The organism is Lacinutrix sp. YIN62 (genome assembly GCF_057219185.1).
Genome location: NZ_JBXVVH010000016.1, coordinates 34,023 through 50,046, shown reverse-complemented (window position 1 = coordinate 50,046; position 16,024 = coordinate 34,023). Strand labels below are relative to the sequence as shown.

General features: G+C 33.2%; 11 protein-coding genes. 1 reads left to right on the top strand and 10 read right to left on the bottom strand.

Features of this window, described 5'->3' with window-relative positions; genetic code table 11:
- Positions 1-67: 67 nt before the first annotated feature.
- Together AC2D8I_RS11605 and AC2D8I_RS11600 are read right to left on the bottom strand one after the other, a co-directional pair.
- Entirely contained in the window at positions 68-1,489 is a 1,422-nt protein-coding gene (locus AC2D8I_RS11605) for a DUF5689 domain-containing protein (RefSeq protein WP_484706182.1), read from the bottom strand.
- 35 nt (positions 1,490-1,524) lie between these two features.
- Positions 1,525-4,305 carry a carboxypeptidase regulatory-like domain-containing protein gene (locus AC2D8I_RS11600; protein WP_484706181.1) on the bottom strand — a complete coding sequence of 927 codons (2,781 nt, stop codon included), beginning with the start codon at positions 4,303-4,305 and terminating at the stop codon, positions 1,525-1,527.
- Between the two features lie 140 nt (positions 4,306-4,445).
- Between AC2D8I_RS11600 and AC2D8I_RS11595 the strand changes: the two genes are divergently transcribed.
- Positions 4,446-5,498 (top strand): endonuclease/exonuclease/phosphatase family protein, encoded by a 1,053-nt coding sequence (locus AC2D8I_RS11595; protein ID WP_484706180.1) that lies wholly within the window; start codon positions 4,446-4,448, stop codon positions 5,496-5,498.
- Positions 5,499-5,578: 80 nt separating this feature from the next.
- Here AC2D8I_RS11595 and AC2D8I_RS11590 read toward each other — a convergent pair whose 3' ends face one another.
- From AC2D8I_RS11590 to hppD, 8 genes are all read right to left on the bottom strand, one after another.
- Entirely contained in the window at positions 5,579-6,013 is a 435-nt protein-coding gene (locus AC2D8I_RS11590) for a hypothetical protein (RefSeq protein WP_484706179.1), read from the bottom strand.
- Between the two features lie 108 nt (positions 6,014-6,121).
- Positions 6,122-7,246 carry a hypothetical protein gene (locus AC2D8I_RS11585; RefSeq protein ID WP_484706178.1) on the bottom strand — a complete coding sequence of 375 codons (1,125 nt, stop codon included), beginning with the start codon at positions 7,244-7,246 and terminating at the stop codon, positions 6,122-6,124.
- An 18-nt stretch (positions 7,247-7,264) separates the two neighbouring features.
- Positions 7,265-9,820 carry a TonB-dependent receptor gene (locus tag AC2D8I_RS11580; RefSeq protein ID WP_484706177.1) on the bottom strand — a complete coding sequence of 852 codons (2,556 nt, stop codon included), beginning with the start codon at positions 9,818-9,820 and terminating at the stop codon, positions 7,265-7,267.
- Between the two features lie 167 nt (positions 9,821-9,987).
- Entirely contained in the window at positions 9,988-11,631 is a 1,644-nt protein-coding gene (gene pgi, locus AC2D8I_RS11575; protein WP_484706176.1) for a glucose-6-phosphate isomerase, read from the bottom strand.
- The gene (locus AC2D8I_RS11570; RefSeq protein ID WP_484706175.1) at positions 11,631-12,956 is read right to left on the bottom strand and encodes a peptidoglycan DD-metalloendopeptidase family protein; all 1,326 of its coding nucleotides are present in this window, start codon (positions 12,954-12,956) and stop codon (positions 11,631-11,633) included. The genes pgi and AC2D8I_RS11570 overlap by 1 nt, the downstream gene beginning before the upstream one ends.
- Positions 12,914-13,837, bottom strand: a complete 924-nt coding sequence (locus AC2D8I_RS11565; RefSeq protein WP_484706174.1) for a tryptophan 2,3-dioxygenase family protein — start codon at positions 13,835-13,837, stop codon at positions 12,914-12,916. The genes AC2D8I_RS11570 and AC2D8I_RS11565 overlap by 43 nt, the downstream gene beginning before the upstream one ends.
- A complete protein-coding gene (locus AC2D8I_RS11560) occupies positions 13,837-14,622 on the bottom strand; it encodes a DUF3108 domain-containing protein (protein WP_484706173.1) in 786 nt (261 codons plus the stop codon). The genes AC2D8I_RS11565 and AC2D8I_RS11560 overlap by 1 nt, the downstream gene beginning before the upstream one ends.
- A 140-nt stretch (positions 14,623-14,762) precedes the next feature.
- Positions 14,763-15,926, bottom strand: a complete 1,164-nt coding sequence (gene hppD, locus AC2D8I_RS11555; protein WP_484706172.1) for a 4-hydroxyphenylpyruvate dioxygenase — start codon at positions 15,924-15,926, stop codon at positions 14,763-14,765.
- Between the last annotated feature and the right edge of the window lie 98 nt (positions 15,927-16,024).

Below are 16,024 nucleotides of genomic sequence, written 5' to 3'. Positions count from 1 at the left end.
TTATAAATAAAAAACCCTGCCAGAAGAAACTAATAGCAGGGTTTTCTGAATTATATTTAAGATTTTTTTACATTACTATAATTTTATAATCATCTAGTTCAAAGGTTCCAGATTCTTCATTATCATTATCACCACCTACATATTTAAACGCCACATAACCAGTTCCTGTGTAATCGCTTAAATTTATTGACCCAGAATCAACCCATAATTGATGACTTACTGAATCTCCTACTATAATTCCAGGCAAAGGTTCCCAAGTCGCATCTGCAATACTATCAGTTGTTCCATCCCAATCTGTAGAAATTAAAAGCTTTAACTCACTACCATCAGAAAAACTATTAGAGGTTCTAAATGTCAAAAACTGACTATCTTGTGCGTCTAAATCTATAGCAGGGGAGACCAACCAAGCGATATTACTACTACTACCAGAATTAAATGCTCCCATTGAAGCAATCTTAGTATTATTATCTGAATCTGTACTGTTTTTTACTCTCCAAGTGAAGCTTCCTTGTTCTGCAAAATTAGTCCAACCATTTCCTGTTACAGATTGATTCGCTGTCATTGACTCGAAATCTTCTTCAAATATATTGGTATAATTTTCGGGATTTAATAAAGTACATCTATCGTTAGTAAAATTAACATCAGCTGTAGAATTAAGAGCTAACACTAGAGCACTACCATCAAACGTTTTACTTACCACCGCTGCTATAGTACCATTTCCCGTAGGTAAAAGCTCCTCTTTAAATGTTGCGAAAGAGCTTGTTTCTAATTGGAACTCTGCGTAAGTAAATCCAACACATGCTTGCATTGTTCGTTTTGTATCAAAAGCTTCGATTGGATCAAAATATCGCTTCCCCTCTAAATTATCAATAAACTCAGCATTTTCTACACTTACTAACACTCCTACATGCGCATTCGTAATTTCAGGAAAAATCACAGATAGAGGAATAATATCTGCTGTATTAGCAGATCTAAGGAGGTTAATTTTTACTTGATTGTCATTTAAGCTTGTAACTGTAGTTCCAAATTGGTCAGTTTCAGTTCCTCCACCAATGGTGATCACGCCATTTCCAACTCTTTCCTCTCCTATATATAATCCTCTAAGATTAATATACACTTCTCTACCTTTATTAAATTGATTATATGAATCGACTTGGTTTAATATAACTTTTAGCCCACCTGTTGGATTTGAGGGGCTATCTTGAAGGTAAAATTCCTTGAAAAAATTCCCCGTTGCGTCTGAAGAACTCACATAACCTTTTACATAAATATTATTTGAAATCTCTTCAATAAATTGTCCTTCTTGATACATTGCTTTAACGTCTGCTACAGAAATTTCTACACTATTTTCTAATAAGCTTTCTAAAGCAACATTTTCTTCTGTACCCAAATTACTAGGAACTGAAAAATCATCATCTTCCACACAAGATGTTATAGCTAAAACCGCTACAAAACTTAGTATTAATTTTAAAAATTTATTTGCTTTCATAATAAAATGTTTGTTTTATTTAATTTTTCTTTTTCTTAAAATCTAAGATACATATTTACAAAATAGGTTGTACCACGACCATACCAATATTTAGGCCCAAAAACACGTTTCGGATTATTAACATCGTCCCTTAACTCTCTAAAATTAGCATTTCTACTCTGCTCAAAACCACCGGTTTTGTATTCTTTATCTAATAAATTACCAACACTTGCAAAGAATCCGATATACTTATCTCCAATTCTCCAAGACTTTCCTCCAACAAGATTTACCACCATATAATCGTCAAATTTTTCTTGCTTTAACAATGCTTTAGCTAATGATTCATCATAATCGTTAAATGGAAGTCCATCACTATCTTGATAAAAATTCTCTGTTCGCGTAATTGGACTAACATCTACATAAGCATTAGAGAAAAAATTAGCAGTTGCCCCGAACCACCAATAGTCTGGGTCTCTATATTCAAAACCTAAAGATCCTGCTCTTTGTGGCCCCCCAGCAATTTTATAATCTTTTAAATTTGCTTGCCCAAAATCTTTAAAGCCGTTTCTCCCCAATTCATCTAAAGCATTCGCATCTGGCGTAGTTGTAACGTATAAATTCGGGTTATTATCATAAGTATATTGACCGAAATTCCCAGCTGCTTTTAATTTAATAGTTGGTGTTACTTGCGCTTCAATTCCCAATTCTACTCCTAGGTGTTTTTTATCTACCCCTTGAGTAATTTCTTGTACGAAATTAGCGTTATCACCTCCTAATCCATCTGCAAAAAAGAAAGATACTTCATTAGCATCTTCAACTTTGGTGTAAAACCCTGTTAACTTAGCTTTTACTATTGGTGAACGAAAAATATAACTCGCATCTAATGTGCTTATTTTTTCTTCAGTAATTTCTGTATTTGTTCTATCTCCAACAATATCGTTATTTTCTCTAGAATTAGAAAAGGTATTTCTTAAGTTAGGCGCTTGTGTTATGTAACCAGCGTTTAGGTCTAACAAATGTTTTCCTGTTATTTTATAAGTAAAACCTCCTTTTGTTCCAAAACCTGTAAAGTCAAGTTTTCGTCCTTTCCCTAACGAATTATCTTCAAAAGCTTCATGTTGATACAAGCCTTCTCGTTGGTAATCGGTTTTAGTAACACTACCTGCTAAATAAAAATCTATTTTACTATATTTAAACTGTGCTTGAGCATAACCTGAGAGTTCATTAGCAAACAGTTCGTAATTATATCTAAACTTATCTCCAACACCTACTACTCTATCTGGATTTTGCAGATCAAATTGAAATCCATCAAATGAATCGACATTTAAATACCCGACATTACTCCCTAATAAATCTATAATCTCTGCAAAATTTTCAGATTTTAATTTTTTATAATTAACAGCTGCATTTATAACTATATTTTCATTTAATTCTGTATTAAATATGGTATTAAATGTTAATTGTTTATCATCATTTCTATCTTCATATAGTACATAAGCCCCAGGAGTACCACTTATATTATTAGTAAGATTAGCATCAAATATGCGATTCCAGTTTATTTGCCCATTGTTAATAAACTCTTGTTCTGCTTGATAAGCTCCTGCATAATCAGGGCCGTCGTTATCTGCTAAAAAATAACTTGGCAAATCTTGATAATAAGCAGGACTTGGATTAGCGCCTCCTGCGTAGTCTAAACGACTATTCCCTACCTTTCCAAATTGGTAAGCTATGTTGGTATTTAAACTTGTTTTAGAAGAAATGTCCCAATAATGATTCAACATTATGATAGGTTCTTCTACCTCTTTAATTCTAGAGTTTTTTTTCTCACCATTAAAGTGCCCCCAATATTCATTGTATTTTATCCCTTTAAGATCATAAACTTCTTGAGTATTAGCAGAAGCTTTTCCACGTCTGTTTGGCGCATATAAAGAGGTGAAATTAATACTGTGTTTGTCATTAATTTTCTTTTCTATAGAAGCAAAAAAGGAATTCGCATCGTAGAGTGTTCCTTCTTGGTAACCTTCATTTCCCCATCGTCTACCAGCCATAATAGTGTAAGCCCATCCATCTTCCATTAAACCAGAAGCATAACTCGCCATGATACGGTTAGTATAACTTCTATTAGATGAAGAGTATGTTACACGCCCTCCTTTTCTATAACTGGAAGCTCTAGTATTTATATTTGTTGTTCCTAATATTCCGCCAAAATTGTATGCAGAAGGCGCTAAACCAGATGTAAACTCTTGATTACGAACAACATCATTAAGTCCTCCCCAGTTACTCCACTGTGGTCGTCCTGTATCAAATTTATTCATCTCAATTCCATTAATTAAAACAGAACCATTATCTGAGTCTAATCCCTTTACTCTATAGAAAGAGGAACTAAACTCAAAAGCTGCAGTACGTTGATAAATATCTCTTGAAGAAGATAATAATCCTGAGATATTATCGGAACCACTGGTGTCATCGTTCAATTCGTCGTCAGACAAAGTAATTGTAAATAAATCGGACTGGCTACCACTATCTACTTCCAAAGTCATGTCTTGTATATCTACAGTTTTTCCTTCATTTACAACTATAGGATATCGTTTTGTAAGGAATCCATCCTTAGAGATTTTAAGTATTTGTTCTCCAAAAGGCACTGCTTCTTTAAAAACAAATTGTCCCATCCCATCGGTGGTTTCGGTTAGTTCTGTCTCTTCAACAGTAATTGTCACATCAGGAATTGGTTCGTCTGTTACCGCATCTTTCACACTACCTTTAACGACGGTATCTTGCGCATAGACTGCAATAGTTGAAAAAATTCCGAATAAAAAAATAAGTAATTTTTTTTTCATATTAGAAATACTTGTTAATGATTGTTTAGGCCCTAAATAATAATTATTTAGGGCTGCAAATGTACATTATTTATAAGAAATATTTACTTTTGGCGTAAGTTTTGTAAACTTGCAAAATAGCAATATAATATTTACTCCCTATGAAGAACTTAAAACACTGTATATCAATTATTTTAATCGCTACAGTTTTTAGTATTAATGCTCAAGAATCTAAAAAATTCAAGATTTTTACGGTTGCTTTTTATAACCTTGAAAACCTTTTCGATATTGTAAATGATCCAGAAAAGAACGATGAGGCGAGTCCTATGATGGAAATAAAAGCCAATCGTGAAGACATTTACAAAAAGAAAGTCCATAATATGGCGCGTGTTATAGCAGACATTGGAGCAACAGATACGAATAACACTCCTGCGCTTGTTGGAGTTGCTGAAGTTGAAAACATCACAGTTTTAGAGCATGTTGTAAACGATCCTTTATTGCTAAATAAAGATTATGGCATTATACACTTTAATTCTCCAGATAGAAGGGGTATTGATGTTGGATTGCTGTATCAAAAAAGCTTATTTCAGCCCATCTCTAAAAGTAGTCATACTCTAAACATTTTCAATGACCAATCGGGAAAACGCATTCATACCAGAGATCAGCTTTTGGTTACAGGAACCCTAGATGGAGAGAAAATACATGTTATTGTAAACCACTGGCCTTCTAGACGTGGTGGTGAGGCTAAAAGTAGAGCGAAACGTGTGGCTGCTGCCAAGTTAAATAAACGCATTATAGACTCTTTACAAGTGATAGACCCTTATGCAAAGATTATTACTATGGGGGATTTAAATGACAACCCAAATAATGCAAGTGTAAAAGAAGTATTAAAAGCTAAACGAAAGAAAAAAGAAGTTAAACTAAAAGGCATATACAACCCAATGATTTCTTTTTATAAAAAAGGATTGGGTTCTAACGCATATAGAGATAGCTGGAGTCTCTTTGATCAAATAATGGTAACCAAACCATTAATAGATAAGGGTTACGAGTCTCTAAAGCTCTACAAAGCTGGCATTTTTAATAAAAATTATTTAATTAACAAAAATGGACGGTACAAAGGGTATCCTAAGCGTAGCTTTTCAAATGGTAGTTTTACAGGTGGATATAGTGACCACTTCCCTGTTTACATTTATTTAATAAAAGAGGTTCAATAACAGTTTTAAGGATTTTAAATTAATCCTATAAAAAAGGCGATTCGAATATAGAATCGCTTTTTTTATATTGTTTTTATTTATTATAGCCAGTTACTCCAAGGAATTCTAGATAACATTAAAAGCAGTCCTATCGTGTAAAACATAGCTAAAGGTTTTAACTTCCCTGCAGAGGTTAATTTTTTCTTATGCTTAGAGTAACCTATAGTTATAAAAGCTACAGCCAACACCGCAACAAAGGGGTGTTCTACAGCCAATAATCTTGCTATTTTATCTAAACCACTCATCCCATTAGCTTTTATATTACTAAACCCATTTGGAGATACAAAATACAAGACTAAGCCCATTAATAATTGAATATGTGTTACAATTAAAGCAAATAAGGCAATTCTAAAATCTCTTGCTTCATATTCCTTCTTTCCTAAATATTTTATAAGTGCATTAAATGTGGCAACCACAACCATTAGTAGGACCAAATAAGCCCAATAGGAGTGCAGCATTTTTACTGTTGAGTACATAATTTTATTTGTTATGGGTTTTATATGCAACAAATGTAATAATTATTGCGCATAAAAAAACCGCTTAAAAAAAAAAGCGGTTTTTCTATATTATTTTTTAGCTAATTACTATTCTTCGGTGTTTATAACCCAGTTTTCACCTTGTTTTTTTAATTTTTGTGCTCTATCTGAAGAATTACCATCATATATTTTGTAGGTCAATACATATTTTTGTCCTTCTTCTGCATTAGGATTTAAATTCTTTAACAAAATATCTAAAGCAGTTATTATCATATCAGGATTCCAATAACTTTCATTTCCTTCTATTGTATTAAAGCTTTTATATTCCCCTAAATTGTCTGCTGGGCTTTCAAAACCGGTCTCTGTGATTAATTCTCCAGAAATATAAATATAATCAGCATTTATTAACGCATATTTAATTGTATTGTCTGGCACCCAAATTCCGTCCTTAAGTCCGAATTTAATAGACGTTTCCATTGTATTCCATTTTTCACCATCAAATACGTAAGGAATTATTTTGTCTTCATCTACTGTTCCGTTATAAAATTTATACAACGCAGTGATTTCATCGTTAACTTGAGCGAAAGGATTTTGCAAACCAAGATAAATCCCTATGTTTAATTCTGCTTCTGCTTCATTATAAAACTTAGGAGATGATTGCCCCATTGCGATATAATCTGCATCTGTGAACTGTGTCGTTTTTCTCCATTCACTCAAAAGAATAAACTTATCTGTTCTTGTTTCTGTAGATCCGCTATACCATTCGTAAGTTAATTCTACCAAATCGCCATGTGTAGCTTCTGGATATTTAAATGCAAAAAATGCTTGAATATCACTTTCGCTACTAAAATTACCATAAGTAAAGCCTAATTCAGTGTAATCTTCACTTGTTACAGTATATGCTACATTACTTAAAATAGAAGCAGACAAATTAAATGTCGTCGCTACAGAAGAGCCTTCTCCCCAATAAGGGAATCTATTTTCGAGAACACTAGGGATTTGTGCTTTAGCATCATCTATATCACTAAAACCTTCATTTAATTCATAATAATCTGCCGGTTCATCACCTTGGTCTACTAAATTAGCATAATCTTCTGCAGTCAAGGTATAATCACCTACTCCTGCAACAGAATTATTTATCTCTGCATCAATCTCATTATTGATGTCTTCAATAGGGTCACATCCTGTAAAGATTAACCCTACTACTGCTGCTAAATAAACTATTTTTTTCATTTTTCTAATTCTTTAAAATTAAAATTTAAGTTTTGCTCCTACACTAAAGGTTCTACCAAAACCGTAATAAACTAAAGCTGTTCTTGACACAGATCCTTCTCCATCTTGAGCATCAGAAATATATTGTGTATTCAGCACGTTATTAATTCGACCTGTTAATATTGCATCAAAACTACCAAATTTAAACCCATGACTAAAAGCAGTATCAAATAATCCATAAGCAGGAACCTCCCAAGCATCTTCACGGAAATCAGGATTATCTCTATCACTAGGATCGAAATCTGCATATAAATCATCGTAATAATTATAGTCTATAGTTAATCTTGTTTCTGGAGCAAACTTATAATTTAATCCCAAACCTACTGTCGTTTGTGCTGCATCACCAACATGTAAATCCTTAATATAAAGATTCTTAACTTCAACCAGCTCATTTGCTTCATTAAATATTTGAACATCTTCAAGATCGTTTTCCCATCTCCAATCTCCTAAAGATCCCATACCAGTTATACTTAGGCTCTCTGTAGCTTTGTATACAAAATCCACTTCTATCCCTTGGTGAATCGCATTCACACCTAATATATTAGCGAACCCTGTCTCATTTGAGTTTTGCTGATCAAAACTTACTGTTTCGGTTCTATCATTCCAAGCCGTTCTGTACACATTTACATTGGCAGAGAATTTTTCACCTCTAAAACCATAACCCAATTCATAACTAATAATTTTCTGGTTTTCTGCATCTTCATTAATATGCTCATTATCAAAATTTTGAAATACAGCATCAAAATTGGCTGCTTTTTCAAAGTACCCCATATTAACAAACACATTATGATTATTACCAATTCGGTAATTTGCACCACCTTTAGCGCTATAACCTATAAAATTATAGGTATCGGTTTCTTGTAATGGATCGCTATCTAAATAATTAAAATAATCCACTCTTTTATATGACGTATTAGAACCAGCTACAGATATGAATGTATTAAAGTTATCTGTTACATCGTATTCTAATTGAGCAAATGCGCCTAACCAACCTACAAGACCTTCATTATAATAAGCAATTTTATCACCAACTTGCGCTTGGTTTAAAGGATTGTTCACATTGCTATCATCTGCAAAATATTGTCCGCCTAATAGATCTGTTACTTCTCTAAAGTGGATCCCTTTATAGTTTCTAAAATCTAAACCTCCTAAGAACACTAACTTATCAGACAAATTAGACTTTAAAGTAGATAACACCCCATACCAATTGTGATCATTACGAGATGCTCTTAAAGCTGCTGTAGATCCATTGGCTCCATTAGCAATATTTTCTTGTACAATTTTATCAAAATTTATTGGACCAAATTCACCAATTCTATATTCAGCATTATTAAAGTCAAACTTAGCAGTATCAGAACCTGCTGTTCCACTTCCTCCACCTGTTCCAAATGAAGCATAGGCTGCTGTTGATATAGATGTTTTATCATTAAGTGTCCAATAGTGATTTAAAGACAATTGAGGTTTATGGTAAAAGTTATCTTCTGTATTTGTTACCTGTCCGTTTTTATATCCCCAATCTGAGTTGTATTTTATACCATCTTCAGCTCTTCTATAAGTTTCAATCAAGTGACTATTTTGTCTTTGTCCGTGACTTTGTTTTGCTCCAAAAGCAGTAAATGATAATTTATGACTCTCATTAAACTCTTTAGATAGATTCACAAAATAAGAGACTGCGTTAAACTGTGTTCCTGCAACATAGCCTTCTCCATCTGTTTTTGCTCCAGATACTGTAGCAGCAAAACCGTTTTCCATTAATCCTGTAGAGTAAGTAAATCCAAATTTATTATACCCATCATTACCAAGAGTTGTATATACATTCCCTCCTGTTTCAATATCTGTTGTTTTTGACACAATGTTTATTGTTCCTCCTACAGATGGTACTGCTACTTTGGAAGCTCCAAGACCTCTCTGCACTTGCATAGAACTTGTTACATCTCCTAATCCAGCCCAGTTACTCCAAAATACGCGACCATTTTCCATATCATTAATAGGTACCCCATTAATTAAAACAGCAACATTCTCTGAGTTAAAACCACGTAAATTAATACGTCCATCTCCAAAACCACCTCCAGATTTAGTAGCATAAACCCCTGGTGTAGACTTCAATACTTCTGGAAATTCTTGAGTCCCTAATTTTAATTCTATATCTGCTGTTCTAATAGTAGATACTGCTACAGGAGTTTTTCTATCTACTGCTACAGAAGCTATAATCGCTACTTCTTGCAAACCAAACTCACTTGATTCTAGACCAACATTCCCAAGATTAGTATCTCCTGATATTGGAAGTTCTTTTGTTATATACCCTACATAAGAAACGGCCAACGTAGCGTCAGTATTTTTTGTTACTAAAGTAAAGTTTCCATCAAAATCAGTATATGTACCATTAGATGTACCTACCTCAATAACATTTACCCCAGGTAAAGGTTCATTAGTTTCTGGATCTGATACAGTTCCAGTCACTGTACTTTGAGCCATTGTAATCGCAGAGAACATAATCGCTACTGCAAAAAACAAAAATTTGAATGTGTTCTTCATTTTGTTTGATTAAAGTTGATTAATTTAAATTTTGTGCAAAAATACATATAAACTTACGTTAAGCATTAACATAACCTTAATATTTTTAAAAACACAAAAAAAAGATTTCAACCCTCTCAAAAACAAGTAGTTGCGGAAATCGTAAAAAAATAAAGCATTAACACTAATTACTTTAATTTCTTATAAAACTCTAAAAGATTTAACGTTGATTTGTTATTGATTTTATTAGAATTAACACTTATACCTAACAAAATAACATTTGACAACTGTTTTCCTAATTCTACACCAAATTGATCAAAACTAAAAATATTCCAAATAATACCTTGCACAAATACTTTATGCTCATACATCGCAATTAGTTTACCTAAGCCTTCTGGAGTTAGCTTTTCGATAAAAATAGAATTTGTTGGCTTATTTCCTTCAAACACCTTGTAGGGTAATAAGCTATGAACATCTGCTTCAAGAATATTTTTCTTTTTTAATTCATTTAGAACCTCAGCTTCTGTTTTCCCTTTTAAAAGCGCTTCTGTTTGAGCTATATAATTGGAAACCAATTTGTCTTGATGCTCTTGATTCCCGTATAAACTTTTTGCAAATCCAATAAAATCCGCAGGAATAAGTTTTGTTCCTTGATGTAGTAATTGAAAAAAAGCGTGTTGTGAATTCGTCCCTGGTTCTCCAAAAATTAAAGTTCCCGTTTGATAATTTACCTTCCTACCATTTCTATCGACACTTTTCCCATTACTTTCCATTGCTGCCTGCTGAAGATAAGTAGCAAACTGATCTAAATACTGAGAATAGGCAATAACAGCTTCACTTTCTGCTTTAAAAAAATTATTATACCAGATACTTAATAGCGCTAAAACCACAGGGATATTCTCCTCAAACTTTGAGGTTTTAAAATGGACATCCATTTTGTTTGCCCCATTTAACAACTTCTCAAAATTTGAAAAACCAACAGACAAACTAATCGTTAGACCTACCGCACTCCATAATGAAAACCGTCCCCCTACCCAATTCCACATAGGAAATGTATTCTCTTCATCTATACCAAAAGCGTTTACATTTTTAAGATTCGCAGAAACAGCAACAAAGTGTTTGCTAATATCTTCTCGCGATGCGTGTTTTAAAAACCATGTCTTTATAGTATTAGCATTCGCTAATGTTTCTTCTGTTGTAAATGTTTTAGAAACAACCACAAATAAGGTTGTTTCAGGATTCAAATCTTTAAGAACCTCACAGATATGATCCCCATCCACATTACTCAAAAAATGAGTTCTTAAATGGTTTTTATAAAATCGAAGCGCCTCTACAACCATAGTAGGCCCAAGATTAGACCCGCCAATACCTACGTTTACAATATCCGTAAAAGCCTTTCCTGTAAAGCCTTTTCTTTCGCCACTTACAATCTGATTCGTAAACTGTTCTATTCTAGCCTTTACCTTATATATTGATGGCATTACATTCTCTCCATCTACTAAGAAAGAATCCGTTTCTTTTGCTCTTAATGCGACATGTAAAACAGCACGATGTTCTGTTTTATTAATAGTCTCTGCAGAATAATAACTTGAGATAGCTTCTTTAAGATTAACCTCCTTTGCTAGATCTAACAGCAGCTTAAAGGTCTCTTTAGTAATTCTGTTTTTTGAAAAGTCTACATAAAAGTCCTCCCAGTTAATAGCAAAATCGTTTGCCCTGTTAGGGTCCTCAGCAAACAAATCCATCATCTTTTTATCTTTAACCAATTCAAAATGGTCCTGTAATGCTCTCCAGGATTTTGTTTGGGTAGGATTGATGCTTGGTAAAGCCATTAACTTGAATACGTAATTAATTGTTCTTCTTCTAATTCTATTTTTGAATCATTCTCCTCTTCTACTTCATCAGGAAACGTAATAGCTTCCAACTGCACTTTAATAGGCTTAATAAATTCTAAATACTTTATCTTTAAACTATCTGAAATAGGCTCTGCTTCTGGCAGTTTTTGTTTAAAAGGATCGACTTGTCTTCCATTTTTCCAAAACCGATAACAAACGTGAGGCCCTGAAGTATTCCCAGTCATTCCAACCCAACCAATAACATCGCCTTGCTTTACAAAATCTCCAACTTTAACATTTCGTTTACGCATATGAAGATATTGCGTTGTATAGGTTGCATTATGTCTTACCTTAACATAATTACCATTACCACCTCTTTTTGCAGATTCTACAACGGTTCCGTTTGCCGTAGACATGATTGGCGTTCCTACTTTTGCTGCAAAATCAGTTCCTTTATGCGCTCTAACACGGTTACCGTAAAGGGCTATTCGACGATTTAAATTATATCTTGAAGAGATGCGACTAAAACTAACTGGCGCCTTTAAAAAAGCACGTCGTAAATTCTTAGCATCTTCACTAAAATAATCTCGTATTCCAGATACAGAATCCGTTTCAAACTCAAAAGCATATAATGGTTCTTTATTGTGTTCAAAATAAGCGGCCTTAATATTATCTACACCAGCATAAATACTATCGTCTATATATTTTTCTGTATATATAACTTTAAATCTATCTCCTTTTTGAAGTCTTGTAAAATCGATAGTCCATGCGTAAATATCGGACATCTTAAGTGCAATATTAAAACTCTTCCCTTGTGCATCTAAGGCTTCAGAAATACTTGTTTTTATTACTCCAGACACTTCTTTTTCTACATATTTTATAGGCTTAGAACTTCTATAAGCATGGATAGAATCATGAAAATTAACAACAACATAATCTTCTTTATTGGGCTGATATATAAAGCATTTTGGCTTTTGTAAAGAATCGTTAGAACACAATAATGTATAGGGTTTTCCTACCTGTAATTTACGAATATCAAAGCTATCTTTTGTTTTTTCTGCTATTTTAAAAATTTTAGAATAGCCTATTTGATTGCGCTCTAGTATAGCCCCAAAGCTATCTCCTGATTTTATAGTATCACGCTTTACGACGTATTCATTAAGATTAAAACCAAATTCATAAACCGCTTTTGGTTCCTCTACAGAAACGACATCTAAAACCTCTTCAGACTTAACATCTTCTTTACAGCCATACACACTTAAAAGCACGGCAAGTAATATTATACATCTTTCCCCCAATTTTCTATTTCTTTTTTGCTCCATAAATCCGGAAAAAATATTCGCTTTTGATATTTTGGATGCATGTATTTAACCCATTCACTCCCTCCCGTTGCTTCAGCGGTTTTGCCACCGATATTCAAATAATGATTGGCCGTATTATAATGAGCCATTACCCAAGTAATATTTACCGTATAATCATAATGACGCATTGCTTTTACAAGATTTTCATTTTCCCTAACTTCTTGTGGTAATGCTTTAAAAATAGTCCACAAATTATGTGTGTTATAGAATTCAGCAAATCTAATAAATTCATCTTTGTATTTCTCTTCAAAGATTGTTAATAAATAGCTTTTGTTACCCGTTTTATAATCTTTTCCTGCTGCTTGCCAATACAAATGTTCAAAAGCGTGTTCAAAAGAGGTATTTCTATCTATTGTTGCTCTAAATCTATTGTCTATCAAATTAATTAATTCGGTTGAGGCAAACTCAATTTTTCTATATTGTGCGCTTTGGAAACCACTTGCTGGTGTAAGTGTATTTCTAAACTTATTATACTGCTCTACATCCATTCCGTCTTTCATAACGATAAAAGATGACGTTAATACATCAAAATAACGACTAATTCGCATTAGTTTAGTTTCAAAAAGAGTGGCTGTAATATTTTCCTCTTTCGCTACTTGATCAATTTCCCATAATATCATTTTAAACAACAACTCATTAACTTGATGGTACATTAGGAATACCATTTCATCTGGTAATGTTGTCCGCTGTGTTTGAAGGTTTAAAAGGGCATCTGTTTGAATATAATCCCAATATGTAATAGGTTTGGAATGCAATAAACCATCTAAATGCGTATTTATATTTTGATCTATCGCCTTGTATTTCTCAGTTAATTCACTTGTAATTTTAGAATCTAAATCCATTAGTTTTCGACTACTGTTTTAAAAGTATGCTTTAATCCTTTAAAAGCATCTAAATCTGCTCTTAAAGATCCTACAGCCAAATCTGCTTTAATACGTAAAGGTACTTTATTTTTATCATTAGAGACCCAAAGAGTCAAACTTTCTTCTTCTTTAAAAACGCGCCCTGCCATAACATAAGGCCTGAATTTAAGCGCTTCCACCTTTCCAATATTATTTCCCAACTTAATAACTTCTTTCCCTAGGTATTTTAGTTTGAAACCATAGTTCTCTTCATCAAAAAACATATCTAGAAAAACCTCATCGCCAGATTTAAGCTTGGAAACATCTAACTTATTCCGTAAATAATAAAAGGTTGATACCATATCTTGAACATTAGGTTTAGTACGTATTGTTCTTTGCCTATTATGTTTCTTATTAAAGACTAATGCTGACATGTTTTCTTGATCGAAATTTATCTCGATATCTTTTTTATGACCGCCTTCATTTATTTTCCGAATAAATTTATAAGGCAGATTAGACTCTACATCGAAATAACTTTCGTAACGATCTTTCACTTTAAAGAACCATTTTATAGCCCCTGTAGTCCACCCTTTACCTACAACATGAAAAACAGGCTTTCCATCCAATGTCGTTTCCTTTACAGAAAGTGTTGCATTTCCCGCTTTAAAAAAACCGCTATAACTCATTCTAAAGCGAAACCATTCGCCATCTTTAAACGAGCTTTCTTGAGCGGATACAATATTTATTACGAAAACGGCTAATATTGTAAGTAGTATTTTTCTCATATAAAATATAATAATTGATAATAGCTATTCTTTTTTATAATTGTTATTTGCTTAATATGGTTTACAATTATTATTCCAAAAGTATAAAACAAAAAAATGCCACCACTATTTGTGGTGGCATTTCTTTAATATTTTTTTTATTATAAGGTTCCCCTTTTTGCTTGTTCTCGTTCTATAGACTCAAAAAGCGCTTTAAAGTTACCCGCTCCAAAGCCTTTGGCCCCCATACGTTGAATGATCTCAAAAAACAGTGTTGGTCTATCTTCAACGGGTTTTGTGAAAATTTGAAGCAAGTAGCCTTCCTCATCTGCATCAACCAGTATTGATAACTTTTGCAGTTCATTAATATCTTCTTTCATCATTTCTTTATGGACACCTAATCGCCTAGGAATATCATCGTAATAAGCTTGTGGTGGTGGTGGCAAAAATTCTACTCCTCTCGCCTTTAGTTGTGCCACTGTAGTGATTATATCGTCTGTTGCTACAGCAATATGTTGTACTCCTGAGCCTTCATAGAAATCCAAATACTCTTCTATTTGTGATTTTTTTGCAGCTTTAGCAGGTTCGTTAATAGGAAACTTAATTCGCCCATTTCCATTACTCATAACCTTACTCATTAATGCGGAATATTCTGTATGAATCTGTTTATCATCAAAAGATAGAAAATTTACAAAGCCCATAACATCTTCATACCATTTCACCCAAGTATTCATTTCACCCCAACCTACATTTCCTACCATATGGTCAATAAACTTCAACCCTACTGGCTCTGGATTATAATCTGATTCCCAAGTTTTAAAACCAGGCATAAATACTCCTTTATAGTTCTTACGTTCTACAAACATATGTACTGTTTCACCGTATGTGTATATTCCAGCCCTTACGACTTCTCCAAATTCATCAACTTCAACAACAGGCTCCATAAATGATTTGGCTCCTCTTTTAGTTGTTTCTTCATAAGACTTCCTCGCATCTTCTACCCAAAGCGCAACAATCTTAACGCCATCTCCATGCTTTACTATATGCTCGTTTATTGGAGATTTACTATTTAATGGCGTTGTTAACACTAATTTAATTTTATCTTGTTTTAACACATAGCTAACAGACTCTTTAGACCCTGTTTCTAAGCCTTTGTATGCATATGATTGAAATCCAAATGCCGTTTTATAAAAGTGTGCCGCTTGCTTTGCATTACCCACATAAAACTCTACATAATCTGTCCCTAAAAGAGGCAAAAAGTCTTTCGCGTCCTTAAATATTTTTTCTAAACCGTAGTTTACTGATTCTACTTCTTTTTTACTCATAATTCTTGATTTTCTGAGTTTATTACTTTTATTTTCTTTACAATTAAGACTTATTCACATATTGAACACCCTCAATTGCTTTATTTTATTTTTGAATG

What these genes read in the sequence shown, in the direction of transcription:
- AC2D8I_RS11565 (WP_484706174.1), bottom strand. Translation starts at nt 13,837, where the DNA reads ATGGATTTAGATTCTAAAATTACAAGTGAATTAACTGAGAAATACAAG.
- AC2D8I_RS11560 (WP_484706173.1), bottom strand. Translation starts at nt 14,622, where the DNA reads ATGAGAAAAATACTACTTACAATATTAGCCGTTTTCGTAATAAATATT.
- AC2D8I_RS11600 (WP_484706181.1), bottom strand. Translation starts at nt 4,305, where the DNA reads ATGAAAAAAAAATTACTTATTTTTTTATTCGGAATTTTTTCAACTATT.
- AC2D8I_RS11580 (WP_484706177.1), bottom strand. Translation starts at nt 9,820, where the DNA reads ATGAAGAACACATTCAAATTTTTGTTTTTTGCAGTAGCGATTATGTTC.
- AC2D8I_RS11605 (WP_484706182.1), bottom strand. Translation starts at nt 1,489, where the DNA reads ATGAAAGCAAATAAATTTTTAAAATTAATACTAAGTTTTGTAGCGGTT.
- pgi (WP_484706176.1), bottom strand. Translation starts at nt 11,631, where the DNA reads ATGGCTTTACCAAGCATCAATCCTACCCAAACAAAATCCTGGAGAGCA.
- AC2D8I_RS11585 (WP_484706178.1), bottom strand. Translation starts at nt 7,246, where the DNA reads ATGAAAAAAATAGTTTATTTAGCAGCAGTAGTAGGGTTAATCTTTACA.
- AC2D8I_RS11595 (WP_484706180.1), top strand. Translation starts at nt 4,446, where the DNA reads ATGAAGAACTTAAAACACTGTATATCAATTATTTTAATCGCTACAGTT.
- hppD (WP_484706172.1), bottom strand. Translation starts at nt 15,926, where the DNA reads ATGAGTAAAAAAGAAGTAGAATCAGTAAACTACGGTTTAGAAAAAATA.
- AC2D8I_RS11570 (WP_484706175.1), bottom strand. Translation starts at nt 12,956, where the DNA reads ATGGAGCAAAAAAGAAATAGAAAATTGGGGGAAAGATGTATAATATTA.
- AC2D8I_RS11590 (WP_484706179.1), bottom strand. Translation starts at nt 6,013, where the DNA reads ATGTACTCAACAGTAAAAATGCTGCACTCCTATTGGGCTTATTTGGTC.